This window comes from Oceanobacillus sp. CFH 90083 (assembly GCF_009389585.1).
GTDB lineage: Bacteria > Bacillota > Bacilli > Bacillales > Amphibacillaceae > Oceanobacillus.
The window spans coordinates 58,367-78,611 of record NZ_VIYG01000001.1; the positions used below are offsets into that span (position 1 = coordinate 58,367).

The 20,245-nt window shown below is 36.4% G+C and carries 24 protein-coding genes, 1 other RNA gene and 2 pseudogenes; 7 read left to right on the forward strand and 20 right to left on the reverse strand.

Annotated features, from left to right (window positions below; all coding sequences use genetic code 11):
- Nucleotides 1–396 precede the first annotated feature (396 nt).
- Nucleotides 397–534 (reverse strand): annotated as a pseudogene (locus tag FLK20_RS00310) (putative PEP-binding protein); the annotation flags it as partial.
- A gap of 38 nt (nucleotides 535–572) precedes the next feature.
- Between FLK20_RS00310 and FLK20_RS00315 the strand changes: the two are divergent.
- From FLK20_RS00315 to FLK20_RS00335, 5 genes and pseudogenes are all read left to right on the forward strand, one after another.
- Nucleotides 573–1,289: an ABC transporter permease gene (locus FLK20_RS00315; RefSeq protein WP_255473800.1), complete on the forward strand. Its 717-nt coding sequence runs from the start codon at nucleotides 573–575 to the stop codon at nucleotides 1,287–1,289.
- A gap of 241 nt (nucleotides 1,290–1,530) precedes the next feature.
- Nucleotides 1,531–1,722: a hypothetical protein gene (locus tag FLK20_RS00320; protein WP_152654567.1), complete on the forward strand. Its 192-nt coding sequence runs from the start codon at nucleotides 1,531–1,533 to the stop codon at nucleotides 1,720–1,722.
- Between the two features lie 392 nt (nucleotides 1,723–2,114).
- Entirely contained in the window at nucleotides 2,115–2,840 is a 726-nt protein-coding gene (locus FLK20_RS00325; protein WP_152654568.1) for an HAD-IA family hydrolase, read from the forward strand.
- A 252-nt stretch (nucleotides 2,841–3,092) separates the two neighbouring features.
- Nucleotides 3,093–3,329 (forward strand): annotated as a pseudogene (locus FLK20_RS00330) (EamA family transporter); the annotation flags it as partial.
- 393 nt (nucleotides 3,330–3,722) lie between these two features.
- Nucleotides 3,723–4,508: a helix-turn-helix domain-containing protein gene (locus FLK20_RS00335; protein ID WP_227994805.1), complete on the forward strand. Its 786-nt coding sequence runs from the start codon at nucleotides 3,723–3,725 to the stop codon at nucleotides 4,506–4,508.
- Nucleotides 4,509–4,730: 222 nt separating this feature from the next.
- Here FLK20_RS00335 and FLK20_RS00340 read toward each other — a convergent pair whose 3' ends face one another.
- Entirely contained in the window at nucleotides 4,731–5,219 is a 489-nt protein-coding gene (locus FLK20_RS00340; RefSeq protein ID WP_152654569.1) for a GNAT family N-acetyltransferase, read from the reverse strand.
- Between the two features lie 141 nt (nucleotides 5,220–5,360).
- Here FLK20_RS00340 and FLK20_RS00345 point away from each other — a divergent pair, with 141 nt between their 5' ends.
- A complete protein-coding gene (locus tag FLK20_RS00345) occupies nucleotides 5,361–5,636 on the forward strand; it encodes an acylphosphatase (RefSeq protein ID WP_152654570.1) in 276 nt (91 codons plus the stop codon).
- A 48-nt stretch (nucleotides 5,637–5,684) separates the two neighbouring features.
- Here the strand turns inward: FLK20_RS00345 and cls are convergent, their stop codons facing one another.
- The 12 genes from cls to FLK20_RS00405 form a co-directional block, all read right to left on the reverse strand.
- The gene (cls, locus tag FLK20_RS00350; protein WP_152654571.1) at nucleotides 5,685–7,139 is read right to left on the reverse strand and encodes a cardiolipin synthase; all 1,455 of its coding nucleotides are present in this window, start codon (nucleotides 7,137–7,139) and stop codon (nucleotides 5,685–5,687) included.
- 172 nt (nucleotides 7,140–7,311) lie between these two features.
- Nucleotides 7,312–8,829 (reverse strand): FAD-dependent oxidoreductase, encoded by a 1,518-nt coding sequence (locus FLK20_RS00355; RefSeq protein ID WP_227994806.1) that lies wholly within the window; start codon nucleotides 8,827–8,829, stop codon nucleotides 7,312–7,314.
- A gap of 133 nt (nucleotides 8,830–8,962) precedes the next feature.
- Complete coding sequence (locus tag FLK20_RS00360) at nucleotides 8,963–9,202, reverse strand: 4Fe-4S dicluster domain-containing protein (protein ID WP_017796848.1); 240 nt, start codon at nucleotides 9,200–9,202, stop codon at nucleotides 8,963–8,965.
- A gap of 141 nt (nucleotides 9,203–9,343) precedes the next feature.
- Nucleotides 9,344–9,547: a DUF6501 family protein gene (locus tag FLK20_RS00365; RefSeq protein ID WP_152654573.1), complete on the reverse strand. Its 204-nt coding sequence runs from the start codon at nucleotides 9,545–9,547 to the stop codon at nucleotides 9,344–9,346.
- A 40-nt stretch (nucleotides 9,548–9,587) separates the two neighbouring features.
- On the reverse strand, nucleotides 9,588–10,547 hold the full coding sequence (gene msrB / locus FLK20_RS00370; RefSeq protein WP_152654574.1) for a peptide-methionine (R)-S-oxide reductase MsrB: 960 nt from the start codon (nucleotides 10,545–10,547) through the stop codon (nucleotides 9,588–9,590).
- A 114-nt stretch (nucleotides 10,548–10,661) separates the two neighbouring features.
- Nucleotides 10,662–11,162, reverse strand: a complete 501-nt coding sequence (locus tag FLK20_RS00375; protein WP_227994807.1) for a YqfQ family protein — start codon at nucleotides 11,160–11,162, stop codon at nucleotides 10,662–10,664.
- Nucleotides 11,163–11,447: 285 nt separating this feature from the next.
- Complete coding sequence (locus tag FLK20_RS00380) at nucleotides 11,448–11,672, reverse strand: YozE family protein (protein ID WP_152654575.1); 225 nt, start codon at nucleotides 11,670–11,672, stop codon at nucleotides 11,448–11,450.
- Between the two features lie 128 nt (nucleotides 11,673–11,800).
- A complete protein-coding gene (tatC, locus tag FLK20_RS00385) occupies nucleotides 11,801–12,556 on the reverse strand; it encodes a twin-arginine translocase subunit TatC (protein ID WP_152654576.1) in 756 nt (251 codons plus the stop codon).
- Between the two features lie 71 nt (nucleotides 12,557–12,627).
- Nucleotides 12,628–12,798, reverse strand: coding sequence for a twin-arginine translocase TatA/TatE family subunit (tatA, locus tag FLK20_RS00390; protein WP_152654985.1), 171 nt, complete (start codon nucleotides 12,796–12,798; stop codon nucleotides 12,628–12,630).
- Nucleotides 12,799–12,803: 5 nt separating this feature from the next.
- Entirely contained in the window at nucleotides 12,804–13,031 is a 228-nt protein-coding gene (locus FLK20_RS00395) for a twin-arginine translocase TatA/TatE family subunit (RefSeq protein ID WP_152654577.1), read from the reverse strand.
- 89 nt (nucleotides 13,032–13,120) lie between these two features.
- Nucleotides 13,121–13,612, reverse strand: coding sequence for a dihydrofolate reductase (locus FLK20_RS00400; RefSeq protein ID WP_152654578.1), 492 nt, complete (start codon nucleotides 13,610–13,612; stop codon nucleotides 13,121–13,123).
- A gap of 25 nt (nucleotides 13,613–13,637) precedes the next feature.
- Nucleotides 13,638–14,591: a thymidylate synthase gene (locus FLK20_RS00405; RefSeq protein WP_152654579.1), complete on the reverse strand. Its 954-nt coding sequence runs from the start codon at nucleotides 14,589–14,591 to the stop codon at nucleotides 13,638–13,640.
- Nucleotides 14,592–15,092: 501 nt separating this feature from the next.
- On the opposite strand from FLK20_RS00405, the gene FLK20_RS00410 reads away from it, so the two are divergent.
- Nucleotides 15,093–15,293 (forward strand): cold-shock protein, encoded by a 201-nt coding sequence (locus FLK20_RS00410; RefSeq protein ID WP_152654580.1) that lies wholly within the window; start codon nucleotides 15,093–15,095, stop codon nucleotides 15,291–15,293.
- A gap of 847 nt (nucleotides 15,294–16,140) precedes the next feature.
- On the opposite strand, the gene FLK20_RS00415 is transcribed toward FLK20_RS00410, so the two are convergent.
- The 6 genes from FLK20_RS00415 to FLK20_RS00440 all read right to left on the reverse strand — a co-directional run bounded on the left by FLK20_RS00415 (nucleotide 16,141) and on the right by FLK20_RS00440 (nucleotide 19,737).
- A complete protein-coding gene (locus FLK20_RS00415; RefSeq protein WP_152654581.1) occupies nucleotides 16,141–17,271 on the reverse strand; it encodes a THUMP domain-containing class I SAM-dependent RNA methyltransferase in 1,131 nt (376 codons plus the stop codon).
- Between the two features lie 105 nt (nucleotides 17,272–17,376).
- Nucleotides 17,377–17,760: RNase P RNA component class B (gene rnpB, locus FLK20_RS00420), an RNA gene on the reverse strand.
- A gap of 63 nt (nucleotides 17,761–17,823) precedes the next feature.
- The gene (gene gpsB / locus FLK20_RS00425; RefSeq protein ID WP_152654582.1) at nucleotides 17,824–18,138 is read right to left on the reverse strand and encodes a cell division regulator GpsB; all 315 of its coding nucleotides are present in this window, start codon (nucleotides 18,136–18,138) and stop codon (nucleotides 17,824–17,826) included.
- 382 nt (nucleotides 18,139–18,520) lie between these two features.
- Nucleotides 18,521–18,934 (reverse strand): cytidine deaminase, encoded by a 414-nt coding sequence (locus tag FLK20_RS00430; RefSeq protein WP_370453144.1) that lies wholly within the window; start codon nucleotides 18,932–18,934, stop codon nucleotides 18,521–18,523.
- A gap of 131 nt (nucleotides 18,935–19,065) precedes the next feature.
- A complete protein-coding gene (locus FLK20_RS00435; RefSeq protein WP_152654584.1) occupies nucleotides 19,066–19,437 on the reverse strand; it encodes a YppE family protein in 372 nt (123 codons plus the stop codon).
- Between the two features lie 84 nt (nucleotides 19,438–19,521).
- Complete coding sequence (locus FLK20_RS00440; protein WP_152654585.1) at nucleotides 19,522–19,737, reverse strand: hypothetical protein; 216 nt, start codon at nucleotides 19,735–19,737, stop codon at nucleotides 19,522–19,524.
- Between the last annotated feature and the right edge of the window lie 508 nt (nucleotides 19,738–20,245).

The window sequence follows — 20,245 nt, forward strand, 5'->3', positions numbered from 1 at the left end:
AAGAAAAAACCAAACAGTAGATATAGAAACACTCATCAAAAGTAAATTGAATCTCTATTTGAGGGGAGGAGCAATCTATTTTTGTTCTTGCAATGTGAAGCCTAGTTTCAGAGAGTGAGACAGCTGGATGAGAAGAAGGCTATGAAAGGTTCAGTTAAGAAGCTGGCTTCACGTAAAAAGCCTCCACCGTCTCTTGAGAAAGAAAGGATGGAGGGCGGAAAACTGGCAAAGCTTGGCATTAGATAACGAATTCTTTTCCGAACTTTATTTAGTCAGACTTGTATCTGTTTATGTTAACTTTATCTCTAAAAGATATATATTATAAGAAGAGCCATATGCAAAGACCTGCGCGTGTGCGTGAAAGCCATGGCCAGTAATGACGACATCTGCTCGGTTCTATCTCAATACTGCTTGCGCTACAGCTAAACGAGCAGCCGGAATACGATATGGGGAACAAGAAACATAATCGATACCAATCTGTTGGAAGAAGGCGATAGATTCTGGATTACCCCCAATTTCGCCGCAAATACCGATCATCAGTTGTTTTCATTATAGGTGGAGCAGTATTGGCAATGAATACACAAACAAATTACTCAGAAGATTGGAAAGTACAGCTGGAAGAAGAAAACGAAACTTTATTACAGGAGATTGAAGAATTTTCAGGAATGCCTGGAATGCAAACCATCACCGACGTTAATCTGGAGGTTATTGAAACAAACAAGTTTTATTTAGCAAATGATATGAAACCAATGAATTACGGGGCTTGGCAATTTGTATTAGATAATGCTGACATGCTGGTTGTAGTAAGTTTGTTTGCTATTATTATCGGTGCAACCATCGTATCAGACAAGTACAAATGGGGGACGATAAAGCTTTTAATGGTTAGACCTTATAGCCGCAGCACCATTTTAGCAGTAAAGTATTTTTCTCTGCTCCTTTTTACATTTCTGACACAGCTTATCTCCCTTATTATCGGAGCTGCTTTATTAGGTATCGAAGGGGTTAATCCAGAAATTATTGCTTTCCAAAATGGGGAAGCAGGTCAATTCAATGCAATCAAAATGATCATTTCGGGTTACAGTTATAAATTAGTTTCTTTAATTATGATGGCAACTCTTGCGTTTACCCTATCAACTATTTTCAAAAGCAGCACAATCGCTATATCTTTAGCTGTGTTTCTAATGCTTAGCGGGAATATGATTGTCACTTTTTTGCTGATCAACCTTTTGCGAAGTATCTTCTTTTTGCCCATACAGATTTACAGCAATATCAAGGTGGGTCTGTGTTGATTGAAGGCACTTCTTTATCATTCTCTATAATAGTTCTAATTATATATTACGCTATCTTTTTGTTAAGTGCTTTCATTGTGTTTAATCGAAAGGATATTGTTACAAGTGAATAGCTAATTATAATCAATGGTGCAACATTACCTGGTGTTTCCATCTACATTTTTAATCCGGCTTATCACCGATTGCTTGATCCCCCAGAAGTAGCTTCGAGTGGAATGTTATTGTTAAATGGTTAGGGATGATGTTGTCAGATCATTCAGAAGCTCTCAAGAAAGAAAAAATAAATAACCAACCAATAAAAATTGAAGCAAAAGAAGAGATGACGGAAGAAGAGATTGCAAAAGTATTATATAAAGCTTTTATATCAGATTTCCCAATTTCAATTCAAGCTAATGTAATGCCAAATGGAAATTACTATTTGGTCTTTTTGTAGAAATGCCTGTTATATCTGTTATTTCGATTGGCTTAGTAGGTTCAGCAGCTATGAATCCTGCGTTAGTAACACGTGTTACCAGAATTGGAGGACCTGGGGAGCTAGTTGCCACCTTAGTAATATCGTCAATGTTTCCTTCAAAATCGACGGGTGAATATTTCAATTAACTTGTTGGTTTCACAAACATCGATTCCAAAAAATACGATATCAAGATATCAATTTCAAAATTTATTATTAATTCTTTATCGAAAGCATAAGTGATCCGTTTAGAGAAATTTCTTTGCTGTTCCACAGAGAAATAATATATACTGAAATTTTATTCATGGATTGAAAGTTAAAAACTGGGCAAATTAACCTTGAACCAAATTTATATTTTTTGAAGGGGAATATTTATGGGTTATAATCAGAATCAAGAAAATAGTGTCAACGGGGTAAATACATTAGTATTCGATATTGTTGGAACCCTTTTAGACAGTGTCGGTACCATTCAAAGTGAAATTACAGACGTATTTATTAACTGCGGAATTGATGAACATACAGCTCAGGATGTGGCTTATGAGTGGAACTCAAAACAAAGCTCGTTCCCGGCCGCTATTGCTAGTGGACAACAACCTTGGATGCTTGAAGACGATATCCGTCGCCATCTACTTGAATCTATACTCGAGAGTCGAGATATCTTATTAAATCAAGATGATTTTGAACGTTTAGCAACTGTAGGAAGACGTTTTAGACCATGGCCAGAAGCATCCCGACAGCTTAATGAACTTGGCTCCTTAATTACTACTACTGGGTTAACAAACTCAGGTTTCACTCAGATTATTGAGGCATGTACCCACGCAGAATTACGTTGGCATGCACTTCTATCAACTCAATTTGCTCAAACATATAAACCGGAACCTGCTGCATATAAGCTGGCTATAGACATGCTGGGAATTGTTCCCCAAAAAACGATATTCATTTCTACACATCCTTGGGATTTACGCGCTGCAGCATCTCATGGATTCCGTACTGCTTATTTGCCACGTGAACATGCTCAAACTCCGGCTCCTAATGATCAGTTTAATTTAACTCTTCAATCGTTAGATGACCTAATTGTTAAGTTACGAAATGGCGAATAAATTGATAATGATTGTGGAAAAATATCGTATTTTGACAATGGATACAACCTAGAATAAATATAATAAATTTCTCTTGATTTATATGTTTAGTCTGATATGATAAATTCGTTATTTACTTATTTAACAAAGGAGTGGATATAGATGTTTTTAGCACCTCTATTTGAAAATGATGTACCAGCAACACTCTCCCGTTCTTAATGGAGAGAAATAAAAATAGTTGCTCCTTCTCTCCGTTAAGGCATAAATAGCCTAATTAAATTCGGAGGGTACAAATATGAGAAATACACTTATTGGTTCATTATTTTTGGTATCGCAGTAGTTGGATATATTATTTCCATCATTATGCAAGAAACTGGAACAATGCTTTCTACTGCTCAAATGGGGGCTATTATTACTTCTACCACACCTGCATTCATGGTTTTGTTTGCAAGTATTATCTTAAAAGAGCGTTTAACTTTTATGAAAGCTATTTCCATTAGTCTAGCCACGTGATTATTCTCAAATAGTTGGTTATCAGCCATTTGGCGGATTCAAGATGTCAGGTACAGATTCTAAAGCAGGTGGACCTGATTACCTTCTTCTTCATGTGCAAGGTAAGACATCGTCGGAACAGTTGTAAATACTAATAAAAGACAGCAGGTTCAAAAAATACCTGCTGTCTTTTCAATACTGTTCTTATTAATTGCGTTTATATGTGCAATCCTTTAAGAAGAAAAAGTATTTATCTCTGGAATCTTTACTTTAGCAATTCGTATAGTAAAGAGGGGTATAATAGATAAAGCTGTTAAGAAAACAAAACTATTTAGTATCTTTAATTGCTGTTTAATGTATATATGATATAATAAGAACATAAGTTCCTGTTATGGAAAAGGAGGTATTAATATGGATAGTCGACTAAGAAAAAGAGCCTTAGAAACTAAGGAAATAATTAGGTTATATCAGAAGGATGAAAGTACAACTGAAATTGCAAAAATTGCAAACGTTTCACCGAGATATATTCGAATGCTATTGAAAGATAATAATGTTGAAATGAGGCCACGAGGAAGTTGGAAGAGAAAATATACACTAAATGAAGATTATTTTAAGACGTGGTCAAACAATATGGCGTATATACTAGTATTTTTTATAGCAGATGGGACTGTAGCAAGAGATGCCCAGTTTGTAAGTATATCCCAGAAAGAAAAATACATTCTAGAGGATATAAAAAATGAATTGGATTCTAATCAACCAATTTATAAGAATAAAAATACTGGAGTATATACCCTGAGCATAAATAGCGAAACACTTAAGAAAGATTTAATTGAAATTCATAGTATCAAACCTAATAAATCAAGTATAATTGAATTTCCATATGTCCCTAAAGAATATATGAGTCATTTTATTCGAGGTTATTTTGATGGAGATGGTTTTGTTAAATACGAAAAGTTTTTTGTCAGTTTTGTCGGCGGATCTGAATTATTTATGCATTCACTGAGAAATGAAATTGAGAAAAATGGATTTGAAACAAATTTCACAGAACATGGTACTTATTTTCGCGTGTATGTAAGTGGTCGTAAAACAATTAAGTTATTTTCTGAATGGATATATAAAAATAAAGAATTGTATTTAAAGAGAAAATACCGAAGCTTTTCAAAAAGAACGATTGCCTATAGACCAATTAAAAGATAGAGGAATTAAAGTGCATAAAAATGCCATTAAAAAAAGAAAGCGAACAGAAAGAGACAATTCTAAATAAGCTTTTTTTCTTTTTAAACTTTTTCGAGTAGACATAATATTTATTATAGGAAGTTAAAGCAAGCAAAGGGAACCTTGTTTCAAAATAAAAGTATACTTTGGATAGTGAGACAAAATTGATTTTAAAAACAAATTTCATCTGCCATATTATTAATGTCAAAGCTTATATTCATAAAGAGCTACAAAAAAATCACCAACCGTCCTTTCACCAACTTGCTGAAATCCCTGGCTCTCATAAAAATGACATAAATTAGGTCGATCAGCCGCACAATCAAGTCTCACATATTTCTTCATTTGTATTTTAGCGCGCTGTTTAGCCCAATTTATCATGTTTACAGCCACACCTTCTTTAGCAAACTTCCTGCGAACCGCAATCTTATGTAAATATAAAGCATCTTCGTTATTTTCATGTGGCCAAAAAATACGATCCTGTTCCTGGACAATTATTGTTCCTGCTGCTTCATCATTTAAAAATCCAATAAACATTTCACCCATTGTATTCTTTTCTAATAAAGCATCTTTGGAAAGTTCATTGATATTCCACATTTCCTTACCTGTTTTCCTTAACCAATCAGCAGCTTCTATTAAAATAGATGAAAATGCATCCATCTCATCTATTTTAATATTTTTAATCCTTACCTCCATTTATAAATGCTCCAATCTTAGATATTTTGACTAGTATTCTTCGGGCTTTTATTTTCAGAATATTTAATTATGATATTATATCACTTAACTGTAAAATAATAAATAAATTATGCTATTATATCCACTAAGAGGTGATGATAAATGAAGTATGTATCTGCCAAAATTCAAGGACGTGTGCAAGGTGTCGGATTTCGATATTTCACACAGCATGCAGCGATGAGTCATGATGTCGTCGGCTGGGTAAAAAATGAAGATGATGGTGCTGTTTCTTTAGAGGCATATGGAGAAGACGAAAATATTGACCGCTTCCTTGAGGATGTCAAAAAAGGCCCTTCCCGATTTGCAAAAGTAAGTGAGGTAGATGTAAATAGACTTAATGGAGATCCGGAGTATACCTCTTTTGTTGTGAGATATTAAAGTAATAAGCCGGGCATAGCCCATTTTTATTCCATGCCCGGCTTATTATTATAGTATTGGTGAAAGTAAACGGGAAATGCCTTCTTTGAATTTAATCAGTAAAGACCGATCTTGATAACGTTCCAGAGTTAATTCAGAGGTTAATTTACAGTCTTCTTTAAATATGCTGTATAATTCTTGAGCAACCGTTTCATCATAGGTGATTGCATTGACCTCAAAATTTAACCGGAAGCTCCGCGAATCAATATTCATCGTTCCAACAGAAGCAATCTTCTTATCTACCACGATTGTTTTGGCATGAAGAAATCCATTTTCATAGAGTAATATTTCTGCTCCATATTCAAGCAAATCGCCTGCATATGCCCATGTTGCCCAGTAAACAAACGGATGATCAGGCTTGCAGGGAATCATAATCCGAATCTGGACACCGGATAAAAGTGCCATTTTACAAGCATCCATAAAGCTTGTATCCGGTATAAAATATGGTGTTTGGATACAGACACTTTCTTTCGCTGACAGAATCATTTTAATATACATATTCTTTAAATGCTCTGTCTCGGAATTCGGTCCACTGGAAACGATTTGAACAGGGCTGGTTCCATGGTGCTTTTCTAAATGGAAACGAAATTCTTTATAGTTCCATGTCTTATCCTTTCCGGCCTGATGCCAGTCCATAATAAATCTTACTTGAATATCATTCACAGCATTCCCGGTAATTTTAAAATGTGTATCGCGCCAATAACCAAACTTTTTATTTTTACCTAAGTATTCATCCCCGACATTAAATCCGCCGATATAAGAAAGCGCACCATCAATAATTACAAGCTTTCGATGATTTCTATTATTAATCCGGAAATTAATCAGCTTTAGAAAGGAAGGAAAGAAGACCCGGACTTCCCCCCCTGCTTTTTTTAATTCATTAAAAAAAGCAGATGGTAATTTCTTAGATCCTACTTCATCGTATAAAACACGGACTTTTAAGCCCTCTTTTGCTTTTGCTATCAGTGCATCCCGCACCCTTTTCCCAAGATTATCAGGCTGGATAATATAATATTGCATATTGATTTCCTGCTTCGCTGCCATGATATCATCAATTAAAGCATTAAACTTCTGATGGCCGTCATTGAATATCAAAATATTATTATCCTCGGATAATATGGCGTGCGAAGAGCGTAAATTCATGGTGATGAGATCTTCATATTGATTTAACCACGATACTTTATTTTGTTCCTCTGTATCAAGTTCTTCTAATTGCGTATTTACTTCACTTTTAAGCAGCTTTTGTTCTACTTCTGTTAATCCGTAGAAATTATTTTGCTTTAAACTCCGGCCTAAAAAGATATAGACGATAAACCCTATGATAGGTATAAAAAATAAGACCAATAGCCATGCCCAAGTATAGCCTACGTCTCGTTTTTCAAAAAATAATACACCTAATGCCAGCAATAAATTGATAAAAACAATAATGGAAACAATCATTGTGAAAATATTACTGAGTTCCAATATAAGTCACCTTCTTTTTCTGAAAATTGGACTATTTCATATCTTATTTTATTTGATCCATCTATATTACACTAAATGGAATTAAAAGTTAAGTTTATTTTTAAATGAAAAAATAAAATAAAAAAGGAGCCATTTCGCGTAAAGCAGTGCTCCTTTTTTATTAATTCAAATATTAATCATCCAGGGATACTTTTCGTAAAGGCTCTTTCGCCGGTCCTGCCATTACCTCACCATCATAATGATAACGAGATCCGTGACAAGGACAATCCCATGTTTTATCTGCCCCATTCCAGTGTACTTCACAACCCAGATGAGTACAGGTTGTATCAAGGGCATGCAATTTATCTTCTTTATCTTTGTAGACACCAACACGTTCGCCATTTATCGTTGTAACGATGCCTTCATCCAGATCTAATTCATCTATTTCCCTGGATGCAGGGAAATCCAGCTTACCTTTAATTAATTCCTTAGCAACCTCCATGTTATAGCTGAATAAGTTCTTTAACATTGGCTTGGAGTTGAATCGTTCTGGAGAAAATAACGCCTGATACGGATTTTCATTCTTTTCAGTAATTGTATCAGCCATAATTCTTGCTGCTAATGTGCCATTGGTCATTCCCCATTTTCGGTAGCCTGTGGCAACCAATATAGAAGGATCTCCCTTTGTTATTGGACCGATGTATGGCATTTTATCCAGTGTGGTAAAGTCCTGCGCAGACCATTGATAAGCAATATCATTTATGTCAAACTGGTCTTTGGCAAATGCCTTTAGATTTTCATAACATAGCTTCTCATCCTTCTCTTCTCCGGAACGATGGTTTTCACCGCCAACAAGAAGATAGGTATCTTTATTATTTAAAGTTGCAAACCGGATAGAACGAGTCGGGTCTTCTGCGTTAATATACATCCCGCCCGGGTATTCAGCTTCCAGCTTTCCTGCAACAAGATAAGATTGCTCTGCATACATTTTGGCAAAGTAGAATCCTTGATGATCGATATAAGGAAAGTGTGTCGCAGCAACCAGATAATCACATGCCACACGATGCTCATCCTTTGTAATAACGGTATGGCGCCGATTATATTCTATATCCATAGCAACGGTCTGCTCGTAAACCTCCGTTCCGTTTTTCACAGCTTCGTCCAGCATAAACTGTAAATATTTTAATGGATGGAACTGTGCTTGTTCAGACATTTTTAATGCTTGCTTAAAAGGGATCTCCAGGGGCATTTCTGAGGTAAGTTCTCCCTGAATACCTAAGGCTCTATATGCTTCGGATTCCTTTTCTAATGCCGGCAAATAAGCTTCATCATTTGTGTAAAGATAAGCATCCTGTTTTTCGTAATTACAGTCTATTTTATGCTGTGTGATTTCATCTTGAATAAAATGTATTGTTTCTTGCATCGCCTGATAATATTGTTTTGCTTTTTCCTCGCCCATTGTCTCCATTAGTTCTGCATAAATCATGCCATGCTGGGCAGTTATTTTTGCTGTTGTGTGGCCGGTGACGCCGCTGAGTACCTGGTCAGCTTCTAATAAAATAACCTTTATCCCTTTTTTAGAAAGTAAATACGCTGTAGTGATTCCCGTTATCCCTGCCCCGACAATGCAGACCTCTGTTTGTTTTGAAGCTTGCAGCTTTGGAAAACTTTGAAATGCAGTATCTGCCTGCCAAATTGATTTTGAATTCATATTTATTGCACCTCGCATTTGCTTGTTTTCCCTAGTATCTCCTTTTCACCCCATGATTACTCACAAGAAATAAAACCAATAAAAAGGCAGGCATAAAAAAGACTGCTTTTGTAAGTGAGCAGTCTTTGTATTATTAACGATTTTCAAAAAATAGCCGATTCAATGAAATATATTCATTTTCTTCTTCAGGCACTTCATCCTCCATATAGATTGCCTCCACTGGACAAACTGCCTCGCATGCACCACAATCGATGCAAATATCCGGGTCGATATAGAACATATCTTCGCCTTCTTCTATACAATCAACAGGGCAAACTTCTACACATTCTCCTGCTTTTTCTGTTTTACATGGTGATGTAATAATAAAAGCCAACGAGATTCTCCTCCTCTTTACCAATATCTTTCACATATTAAATAATTATAACGCATTTTAAAATAAAAAGAAACGTCTTATGTAAAGAGGAAATAAGACTTTCTTCCAAAAGTAAATCTTATTTCCTGATATTTTCCCACTTTAATTTTCTTCAAAATAGTCTTTTCGGAAACCTGCAATACGCTCGCTGTTGTCTATAATAAAGTAGAACTCTTCTGTCTCATTTTTTACATCGTAAACTTTACCTGGGGTAAGTTTACGGTCAACAATAAATTTCTTCGCATCCGCATGTACACATGTAATTTGTTTGATGGTTTCTCTATTTTCCCAGCCTTTATGAATCATTCATTTATTCTCCTCTTCTTGTTTACATAATATTATTAATCTATTTAAATAAATATAAAAAGTTGCCGTAGCCTTCTTCTTCCATATCCTTTTTTGGAATAAAACGCATAGCAGCAGAATTCATACAATATCTTAATCCGCCTGCCTCTTTCGGTCCATCCTCAAAAACATGTCCAAGGTGAGAATCTGATTGTTTACTGCGGACTTCTGTGCGAATCATCCCGTGAGAAGTATCCACTACATCGGTAAGCTGCTGCGGGTCAACCGGTTTTGTAAAGCTTGGCCAGCCACAGCCGGCATCGTATTGATCCTTTGATGAGAAAAGAACCTTTCCGGAAATAATATCAACATAAATGCCTTCTTCTGTATTATTCCAATATTCATTATCAAACGGACGCTCTGTCCCATTTTCCTGCGTGACATGATATTGCAGCGGTGTCAGTTTTTCTCTTAATTCTTTTTCTGTGGGTTTATTTTGCCAATTCTCTTTGATAAACGCTTCCCGGCCAGAGCCTTTCTTATACATTCTATAGTGAAAGGAACGTTTTTTATAGTAATCTTGATGCTCTTTCTCTGCCTTATAAAAGGTTTTAGCTGGAAGAATCGGTGTTACAATATCCTTTTGAAACTTTCCGCTTTGCTGCAGCAATTCCTTTGAATGCTCTGCTATTTCCTTTTGTTCCTGATTGTGATAAAAAATAGCTGTCTGATAGGATTCGCCACGGTCATTAAATTGTCCGCCTGCATCTGTCGGGTCAATTTGCTGCCAAAATGTTTCAACAAGCTCTTTATATGGCATAATACTTGGATCAAATTCTATTTGCACCGCTTCAACATGACCTGTTGTATCTGAACAAACCTGTTCATAGGTCGGATTTTCTACATGACCGCCAGTATAGCCGGAATAGATGCTGATGACACCGGGGCGTTCATCAAACGGTTCTACCATACACCAAAAGCAGCCTCCTGCAAAAGTGGCAAGTTCTTTTTGTCGGGACATATCTTTTCCTCCTATCGCTCTGATGTCACTATATACTCTCCCCCTATTCTTCCTTTTTTATAAAAAAAAATCAAGCAGAAAGGCTGCTGCAATGTTCAAAGCCTACTGCTTGATTTAAATATACAATTTTGGCGTGGAAATACCTTTTTCTTTTATTTGCCCGTGTTCTTCTGCTATTTCTTCCTGCGGATTATTTTGAGCATTCATTTCTATTTTTGAATTTGAATGTTTTACAGGGACTATCTCTTCTTCAGCTGATTCATCATTATCTTCCTTGCTTAGTGTTTTAAAGGCTTTCATCATCCGGTACATAGAAGGGAGATTCTTAATCATTGGTCCATACTCTTGAATTAATGGCGCTGTTGATTGAACAACACCCAGAACCTGCTGCACTCCTCCAAGCGTTTTGGAAAGTGTAGAAGCCCCTCCTGATTGGATTAATCCTTGGCTGGCACCTCCAGACAATAAACTTGATAATCCTCTTGTTCCGCCTTTTGCACCGGCAGCTCCACTTGAATTTCTTATTTCCCTGGGAATTCCCCTCAATTGAGGATGGCCGTTACGAAAAGGGGGCTGCGGCGAGCGAGGCATTTGATTTCTAGGTGGAAAAACCATCACTATCTACCCCTTGCTTATCTATATTATTTAAGCATTTGCATCTCTTATAGCGTATGCGGGAGCAATGTAACTGTGTAGACATTCCCCCTTATTCAAGAAATCATTTCCCGGGAAACCGCAGGAATCAACAAATAACCGGTGAAATCTCTAAGGCAATGTCGAAATGTTTCGATATACGTCAAGATCCTGCTAATCAAACGTTTGTTTAAATGATTATGCTATGTTTCATAATACCTTATCACAGAGGCTGTTAATATTTATCCATGAAAAAAGCAGCTGGATTCAGCTGCTATATTTCCACTCATATTCTGACCAAAGCGCATCGAAAGCTGTTAATGCACCAGGGAATGGACTATTCCATTCAAGATATTCACTGATTTCATCATACGTTACAGCATGCTTTGGAAAATGATGATCATAGAATGCCCAATCGGCTAATGCAGAATAATCATCCTGATCTAACTTTCCCCGATGAGTTAATAAGAATTGATAAAAAGATTGACGCATGGTGCCCCTCCTTTTTCACAGCATCAGATCCCGTAATTTCCCCTACGATAATTAGAACGGTCTCTTCTTCTTCTGATTGGTTCAACTAGGATTTATCAGGAAACCCGCCCGCTAAATCAAGCTTCACTTTATTCATTCATAAAGGCTTCATGTTGTGCTTGTTTCTTTCGGTAAACTACCTTACATAATTGAATGCTCAGCTCATAAATAATGATTAGCGGTATTGCTACAACGATTTGCAGAACAAAATCAGGCGGTGTAATCAGTACCCCGATGACAATTAAAATAAAATAGGCGTATTTTCGATTTTTTATCATAAATGCTGGTGTCAATATACCCAAGCTTGTCAAAAACATCGTAATAACCGGAAGCTCAAATAAAAAGGCAAATGGCATGGTTACCTTTAATAGGAATCCAAAATAACGTTCTACTGTAAACATGACATGAAACATATCATCATTTAAAGATAATAGAAAAGGAAAAATTAACTTAGTAAACACAATATAGCCGAATACAAGTCCCAATACAAATAAAATTAATGAACCTGGTATATATGCTAACGATACACGCTTCTCTTTTGGTGTCAAAGCAGGGCTGACAAATGCCCAAAGCTGATAGGCGATAACTGGTATCGTGCCGGCAAAGGCAAGTAAGCCGGCCATCGAAAAGTAGATCCAGATAATTTCAGCCGGACTGATGACAGTCAGCTGCATATTAATATCATCAATAAAAAAATTATAGATGCTTTTTACATTGATAAAGCCGATAATAAAAAATAATAAGAATATGACCGCAGTAACAATTAAACGATTTCGGAGTTCTGTTAAATGTCCTCCAACGTTCATTTCTTTTTCTCCAGGTATATGTTCTTCTGATTCAGACATCGTTCACCCCACCTTTTAAGCTGATGACACAAAAGAGATGCAAGGAATAATCCCTACACCTCTGCCATTCATTACTGTTTCTTTTTAGGATTGTCATTCAAAATATCCTGACTTGCATTTTTAAACTCTTTTAAAGTCGTTCCAAGTGCTTTTCCGATCTCAGGAAGTTTATTTGGACCGAAGACAATTAAAGCGGCAATAATGATTAAAATTAACCCGGGAAATCCGATATTTGAAAATATATTCATTATCTATCACTCCTATGAGTCTGAACGCCTTTTTCTTCTTTCATGATTGCTTTCACTTCTTTTGTTTCATCTGTGACATCCTTCGTCAGATCACGTGTTGAATTTTTAAATTCCTTCAGTGATTGACCGGCAGCTTTACCTATTTGCGGCAGCTTGTTTGGTCCAAAGATAATAAGAGCCAATATCACGATTAATACAAGTCCTGGAATGCCTATGTTCGTTAACATCGATTGACACCTTCTTTATTTATATTGTGTCCTCTTATAGAACCTAATCTCTTCTCATATCATAGCATGTTTAGAAAACATTAGACAAGTTAATTCTTACGATCATATTGCAGAAAGGAATAGTCGTAAGGATTTTTATCGTTCTTTATGCCTTTTTCCTCTTTGGTAAGCTCCCATGCTGCTTCATCAAACGCCGGGGCAAATGAATCGCCGGGGAATTCTTCCTCAATTCTTGTGATATACATGCGGTCAGCAATAGGCAATGCCTGTTTAAAAATATCTCCGCCGCCAATGATGAAATACTCTACTTCCGGATGCTCTTCATTCCAACGCTCTACGACAGATAAATCATGAATCGTCTCTACATTTTCCATTGTAAAATCTTTATTTCTGGTCAATACGACATTACGCCGCTTCGGCAAAGGCCCATTCATAGAGTCTAATGTTTTTCTTCCCATGATAATTGTATTTCCAGTTGTTTTCTCTTTAAAAAATTTTAAATCCTGCGGCAAATGCCAAGGCATCTTATTCTGATAGCCAATCACATTATTTTTACCGGCTGCAAATAATAGTGAAATCATGCTGTAGCCTCCGTTCTTCTGTATGTTAAACTGCTATTGGTGCTTTGATTGCCGGGTGTGGATGATAATTTTCGATTTTTAAGTCAGATAGGTCAATATCAAAAATAGACTTGCCAGGAGTGTTTATTTTTAACACAGGCATTTCACGAATGTCTCTTTCCAGCTGCTGATTCACTTGTTCAACATGATTGGAATAGATATGAGCATCTCCAAAGGTGTGCACAAACTCGCCTACCTCCAGCCCGCATTCATGTGCAATTAAATGTGTTAAGAGCGCATAGCTGGCAATATTAAAAGGAACGCCAATAAATACATCTGCACTGCGCTGATACAGCTGGCAGGATAATTTCCCATCCGCTACATAAAATTGAAACAGCGTATGACAAGGCGGCAGAGCCATCGTCGGAATGTCCTCCGGGTTCCAGGCAGATACAATATGCCGCCTCGAATTCGGGTTGGTTTTAATGGCTTCTATCGTTTCTTTTAATTGATCGATGGATTCCCCTTTTGATGTTTCCCATTTTCGCCACTGCTTTCCATATACAGAGCCTAAATCTCCATACTTTTCAGCGAAAGCATCATCAGTTAAGATTTTCTCTTTAAACAGCTCCAGCTGCTGCTCATATATTTCTTTAAAAGCTGTATCCCTCAGACTTCGTATACCGAAGTCTGTCATATCAGGGCCTGCATAATCCGGGCTTTTAATCCATTTCTCAAAAGCCCATTCATTCCAAATATTATTATTGTGCTCTAATAAATATCGTATGTTCGTATCGCCTTTGATAAACCACAATAATTCGGTAGCAATTAATCGGAACGGAACCTTTTTCGTAGTTAACAATGGGAATCCCTTTTGTAAATCAAAGCGGATTTGATAACCAAAAATCGAATATGTCCCCGTGTTTGTCCGGTCATCCCGACCTTGTCCTACATCCAATATTTTACGACACAAATCCAAATAACCTTGTTCTCCCTGCATCAAAAATCCTCCTTTATTCTTTAACTCCGTTACACCATTTTCGTATGAGCTTGTATTATTTTCATCATTCAGGGGTTTCTCTTCACAATAATTTTGAAGCATCCACAATATAGCTGGCGCAATGTTTTTATGACAGCAGCTATTATTAATTAGACTTGTCAACAATCATTATTATAACAGAAATTCATTTTCTATGATTCTTCTCAGCATTAAAATAGACTGTCTGAACAAAGAAAAAAACATATTTAAATTCAAAACCTTTTGATTATTATAGAAAAATAGAAAGGTTTTCTTGACTATGAAAAAAAATTAAGCTAATATGGGGTACAAGCAAAGAAGATGTGACGGAATCATTAGTATGTAAAGGCAGCTTCGATAGACAGAAGTGGATGATGTATGATCCCGTTCTTCTATCCGAAGCTGCCTTTTTTTCATAATTCGTTCTTCTGCTTTGTGTAATCACACGCGTTTTACGTGGAAGTATTTAGGAGGAAATTTAACATGGAAAATGGAGTAGTGAAATGGTTTAATGCAGAGAAAGGTTACGGATTTATTCAGTTAGAAGAAGGGAATGATATTTTCGTACACTATTCTGCTATTCAGGAAGAGGGCTTTAAAACATTAGAAGAAGGTCAACAGGTTTCCTTTGAGGTCGTTCAAGGTGAGCGCGGTCCACAAGCTGCAAATGTTGTTAAAAATTAAATATCTATATAGATAGAAGCAGAACCCTGGCCGGGGGCTGCTTTTTTTTGTGCTTTAAGAAACCGGCATGGCTTGCCAAGTTTTCTTACCAGCCAATACATCCGTTTCGATTTACTGAAATGATATAATCCCCTCTTTCTGCCTAAAATTCCATATCTCACACTTATTCACTTAAATCTTGTCAATGATTTCATTTGTTTGTTCACAGAAAAGTCATAAACTTTTATAACCAAAAAGTTTGTAAAATTATTAAATGAAGCTATTTGTGAACAATTGAACGAATTGTGAAAAGTTTGATTTGACAACGTATATAAGGCTTCTTTTCGATATGATAGTCATATAGGCAAGAAGTTACAAGAGAGGTGAATCGTATGAAAAAACCTGAACCTGATTTAAGCCGGGCTCTCCTCCATTTGATGGTATTTTGTAAAACAGCGTATTTGAACTACGCTGCCAGATCATCTCCTGGAAATGGCCATTCTATTTATTTAAAAGCATGTATTTTTTGAATAAGTGAGGTTACGAAGCATTAAAAAGGAGGAAAGTAATTCATAATAATTATGAATAAAAACATATATGAAAAGCTCGAAAGCAGTTTTAGATATAGGCTGGATCGAGAATTAACAGCTGCTGAAAAAGAATTTTTTAAGTGGGTAGCACAGAAACATGAGTCTGAACAAGGAGAAGCAAATATATCTGTCAAAAGAGATTTTAAATCCTTTTTCTGACACAATGCTAAGATTAAGCATCAAAAAGCTATATAAATAACTATCATTCCAAAAGAAAACATTCATTTTGATCTTCTTCAAAATGAATGTTTTCTTTTGGATGGGCTTTCGAGAGGTTTTTAATCTTCCCTTTTCCCAAAATATTGATAGTAATTCGTCTGTATAAATCCATTAAACAGCTTGCGTTTCTTTGTAGCCGGCTTGCCGAATACTTTTTCAAATTGTTCATAAGCTGTAATAATGTATGTACTCCAGGATGGGTGATTGCGCATGATGTTTCCTAAATCCTGATACATCTTCTCTACTTCTTCTCTATCGCTTAGGCGTTCACCATATGGTGGATTACTGATTAAATAGCCATCTTTTTGTTTTATCGTGAGGTCACTGATTTGCATCTGCTTCCACTGGATTAAATCACCAAGTCCGGCTTCCAGGGCATTTGCCTGTGCTGTTTCAATCATCTGGTGGCTGATATCAGAACCAGTGATGGATAAAGGCTGGTCATAGTTTGCCAGCTCTTCTGCTTCTCCAAAAGCTGCATCCCAGTGTTTTTGTTTCACTAAACTCCATGCTTCAGAAGCAAATTCACGATTAAATCCAGGTGCAATATTTTGTCCGATAAAAGCAGCTTCAATTAAAATCGTACCAGATCCACAGAATGGATCGATTAAAGGCTGATCCGGCTTCCAGTTTGTTAATTGAACCAGTGCTGCTGCCAGTGTTTCCTTTAATGGAGCTTCCCCCTGTCCGACACGATAACCGCGCTTATGCAGACCTGTTCCTGATGTGTCAATAGTCAGCGTTGCCTCGTCCTTTAATAGAGCAACTTCTGTCTTATAAAGAGCTCCGGATTCTTCAAGCTTATGGACTAGGCCATATTTTAATTTCATTCGTTCTACAATTGCTTTTTTCACAATGGCTTGACAGTCGGGCACACTATATAAAGTTGATTTGACAGATTTTCCAGATACAGGTATTTGACCTGTTTCATCAATATAATGTTCCCAAGGGAGCGCTTTGGTCTGTTCAAATAACTCGTCAAATGTTTTAGCTGGAAATTTACCAACAAGAATTTTCACACGGTCAGCTGTTCTTAACCATAAATTGCATCTGGGTATGGCAGAAATTGGCGCATCAAAGATAACTTTTCCATTTTCTACAGCTGCTTCGTATCCCAAGTCTCTTACTTCTTTTGCAACAATTGATTCAAGTCCCATTGCTGCCGTAGCAATTAAAGTTACTTGTTTCATTTTTATATTCCTCTCAGGTCTTATTATAGTGTTTCGTAAAAAGAAAAAAGATTCTATTTCATTCAATTGGAAATAGAATCTGTTCATCAGCATGACCCTTAAATGTCCGATAAGCCATGTTTTGTTCCATTGTACTGCTGGCGGTGGTCAACCTCGTACGCCGGCTGTAATCATCTATCTACAGCAAATGCTGTCCCTTGTTCGGTTCAATTCCCTACTAAAGGATGCCCCTACCATTATTTGGGTTGCTCACTCGCGGGGTTTACCTCGTTCCACCTAGCGCGTTTCCACACTAGCTACGTCACTGTGGCACTTTCAAGAGAGCTGGCATATCACAGGAAGCGACTTAGCACAGCTCGTCTGCCGTTAGTTTATTAAAAACTACCTTGACTTATGATTTCATCAAGCACGAACACTACAGGCATCGCAGCCTGTGTGAGCATGGACTTTCCTCTATGCCCGAAATGGACATAGCGATTACATAGACATTTAAGCAGCTTAAAACATTTTAGCAAAATTCTTTAGATAAATCAAATCAATCATCTATCTCTCTTATTCTTCAGACTCGGCGTATCTTTTTCCAAACACAGCTTTTTCAAGATTGGATAAACGTTTTAACACATCATAATTCACCTGTGTGTTTTGCTGTGTGGAACGAGCTCTCGGCGCTTCCGTTGTGGGACGGCTGCTTTTTAATTTTTCAATTTCTTCGTTTAAGCGATCAATTTCCTGCTTGAAATTATCGTAATCCTGAATAATGATATCTAAAAATTCATCTACTTCTTCCTGAGAGTAACCTCTAATTCCTGTTTTAAAATCTTTTTCTAAAATTTTCTTTCCATTAAGTTGAATGCGATCAATACTCATTACCAAATCACCTCTAAAAATATACTGATTTTCTATTTTCATCATTTGTGTTTATTTTAACATTATTATACATTAATTAAAGCTATTATAACATTAGAAAACTTGATTGTCACCAAACCTTTAGATGACAATCAAGTTGGAGCCTGCGATTACCCGCCCCATAAAAAATCGTTGCACTTTCATCGACTAGATACAGTGACATCGTGTGACCAGCGTCGATAGAGGGACATTGTGTTCGTCGTACTTTACTCCATAAATCCTCTATCTTTTCTTAAAGTGAAAAAAGGAAACTGGATATCAGTCTCCTTCTAAAATTTAAAAACTCTCTAGCAAAATTGTGCAATTCAACAGATGAAACACTAAGCAGCTATTCCTGCTCTGTTTATTCCATATCTTCCTTCTGAAATGAAAAAGGCAGCAATTGATCTGTAGTGAGTGTTTGAACATCTTTGTTTAAATTCGTTAAATGAATAGGCATATCAGGAGCAAAAAATTCGCTCATAACCTGCCTGCATGTTCCACATGGCGGTACCGGACGTTTGGTATCTGCTGCAACAGCCATTTCTGTAAATTCTGTTTCTCCGTCTGAAATAGCCTTAAAAATAGCAACACGCTCGGCACAACAGGTAGATGGGTAGGCAGCATTTTCGATATTGCATCCAGTATAGATTTTGCCTGAACCTGTTAATAACGCTGCACCTACCGGAAATTCAGAATAAGGTACATAAGCTCTTGCTCTAATTTGGATTGCTTCTTGCAATAATTTTTCTTTCATAATAGGTCTTCCTCCCGACATATTCGTGCATTTCTCTTTGTTTAAGTATCTTTTTTGGGGAACAAAAAAAGCAGGAGCATCCGTAATTTTCCTGATTACAGAATCGTAAAAATATTTTCTGCATGGGAAGGAGTATCTCCTGATTGATTCAACTAGGATTTATCCGAAAAATTGTCCGTTATTGTATCCAATAGTAAATCAAAAACATATCGAATCGACGTATATAATTCTATATACCTTTTTCTTCTCACATCCAAATAATAGCTGTGCATCAACAGTAATTCCATATTCTCTTTTGTTGATTGAATTTGGCTGGGATGAACAGATGCTTTTCTATCCTTTACTGCAGCTAAAGCATCTTTCTCCCAGCTTTCTAATAAATCATATATGGGAGCCGTCTCTTTTTTTACCATATTAAAAAAATCACGGTCCTTCCGATCGTTTGGTGCTTCACTAGTCTCAAACCGCTTCCGCAATGCTTCTAAATACCGATTTAACTTCTCTGTTTGTTCACTAAGTTTCATTGTATCGTCATCCTTCAATGGCAAACTGTAGTTAAATTTTAACATACCATAGATGGAAAAGTCATGAACAACATTTGGAAGAAGCTACAAAAGTTGCTTTAATCTTTGAACTTCCAGCTCTGTCTGTTTCAAATTATTTGTTTTTGTTTGAAATTGAACCCATACTTCACTGTCAACCTTTGCTTTTAATTTGAGATGAATTAAGCATAACTGCTCTTGAATCTGCTCTATCTGGTTCTCTATATCCTCTTTGCTGTATCCTTTATTTTCCTCAGAAATGATTGATTTTGAAAGAAGCATATTCCATTCTCCTCCTATTTTTTTATACGAGCTCATATTTTTAGCCTGATGTGCTATACATTCCACAGTGGAACCTTATCTCCTTCCTGTTCGACAAAACTAGAATAATCTAAACAAAACTAGTGTATATCTGTAATGATTTAAGCAAAATTAGACAAGCTATATAAGGAAGCTTCCCTCTGAATAATTGATGTAGCGAAAATGAACGGGAGCAGACGAATAAGATCGTAAAAAAGGAGGTTATCTTTCATGAAGGAATCCAAAGCACAGCAAAAAACAAATGCTGCAAACAAAAAGAACAATAATGAAAAAACAAGAGATAAAAAAATAGCAGGTCCCAACCGTCCTTCAACTTAATTTGACGAACACGTACTTTTAATGGAGGTTCAACAGATAACCTAATTATATTTTGCGAGTCTATATTACCCGTGGAATACAATTAGGTTCTTTTTTCACTTTTAACCCTTATGAATAGATGTGGATATGCGTAAACTATGTAAGGCTGCAA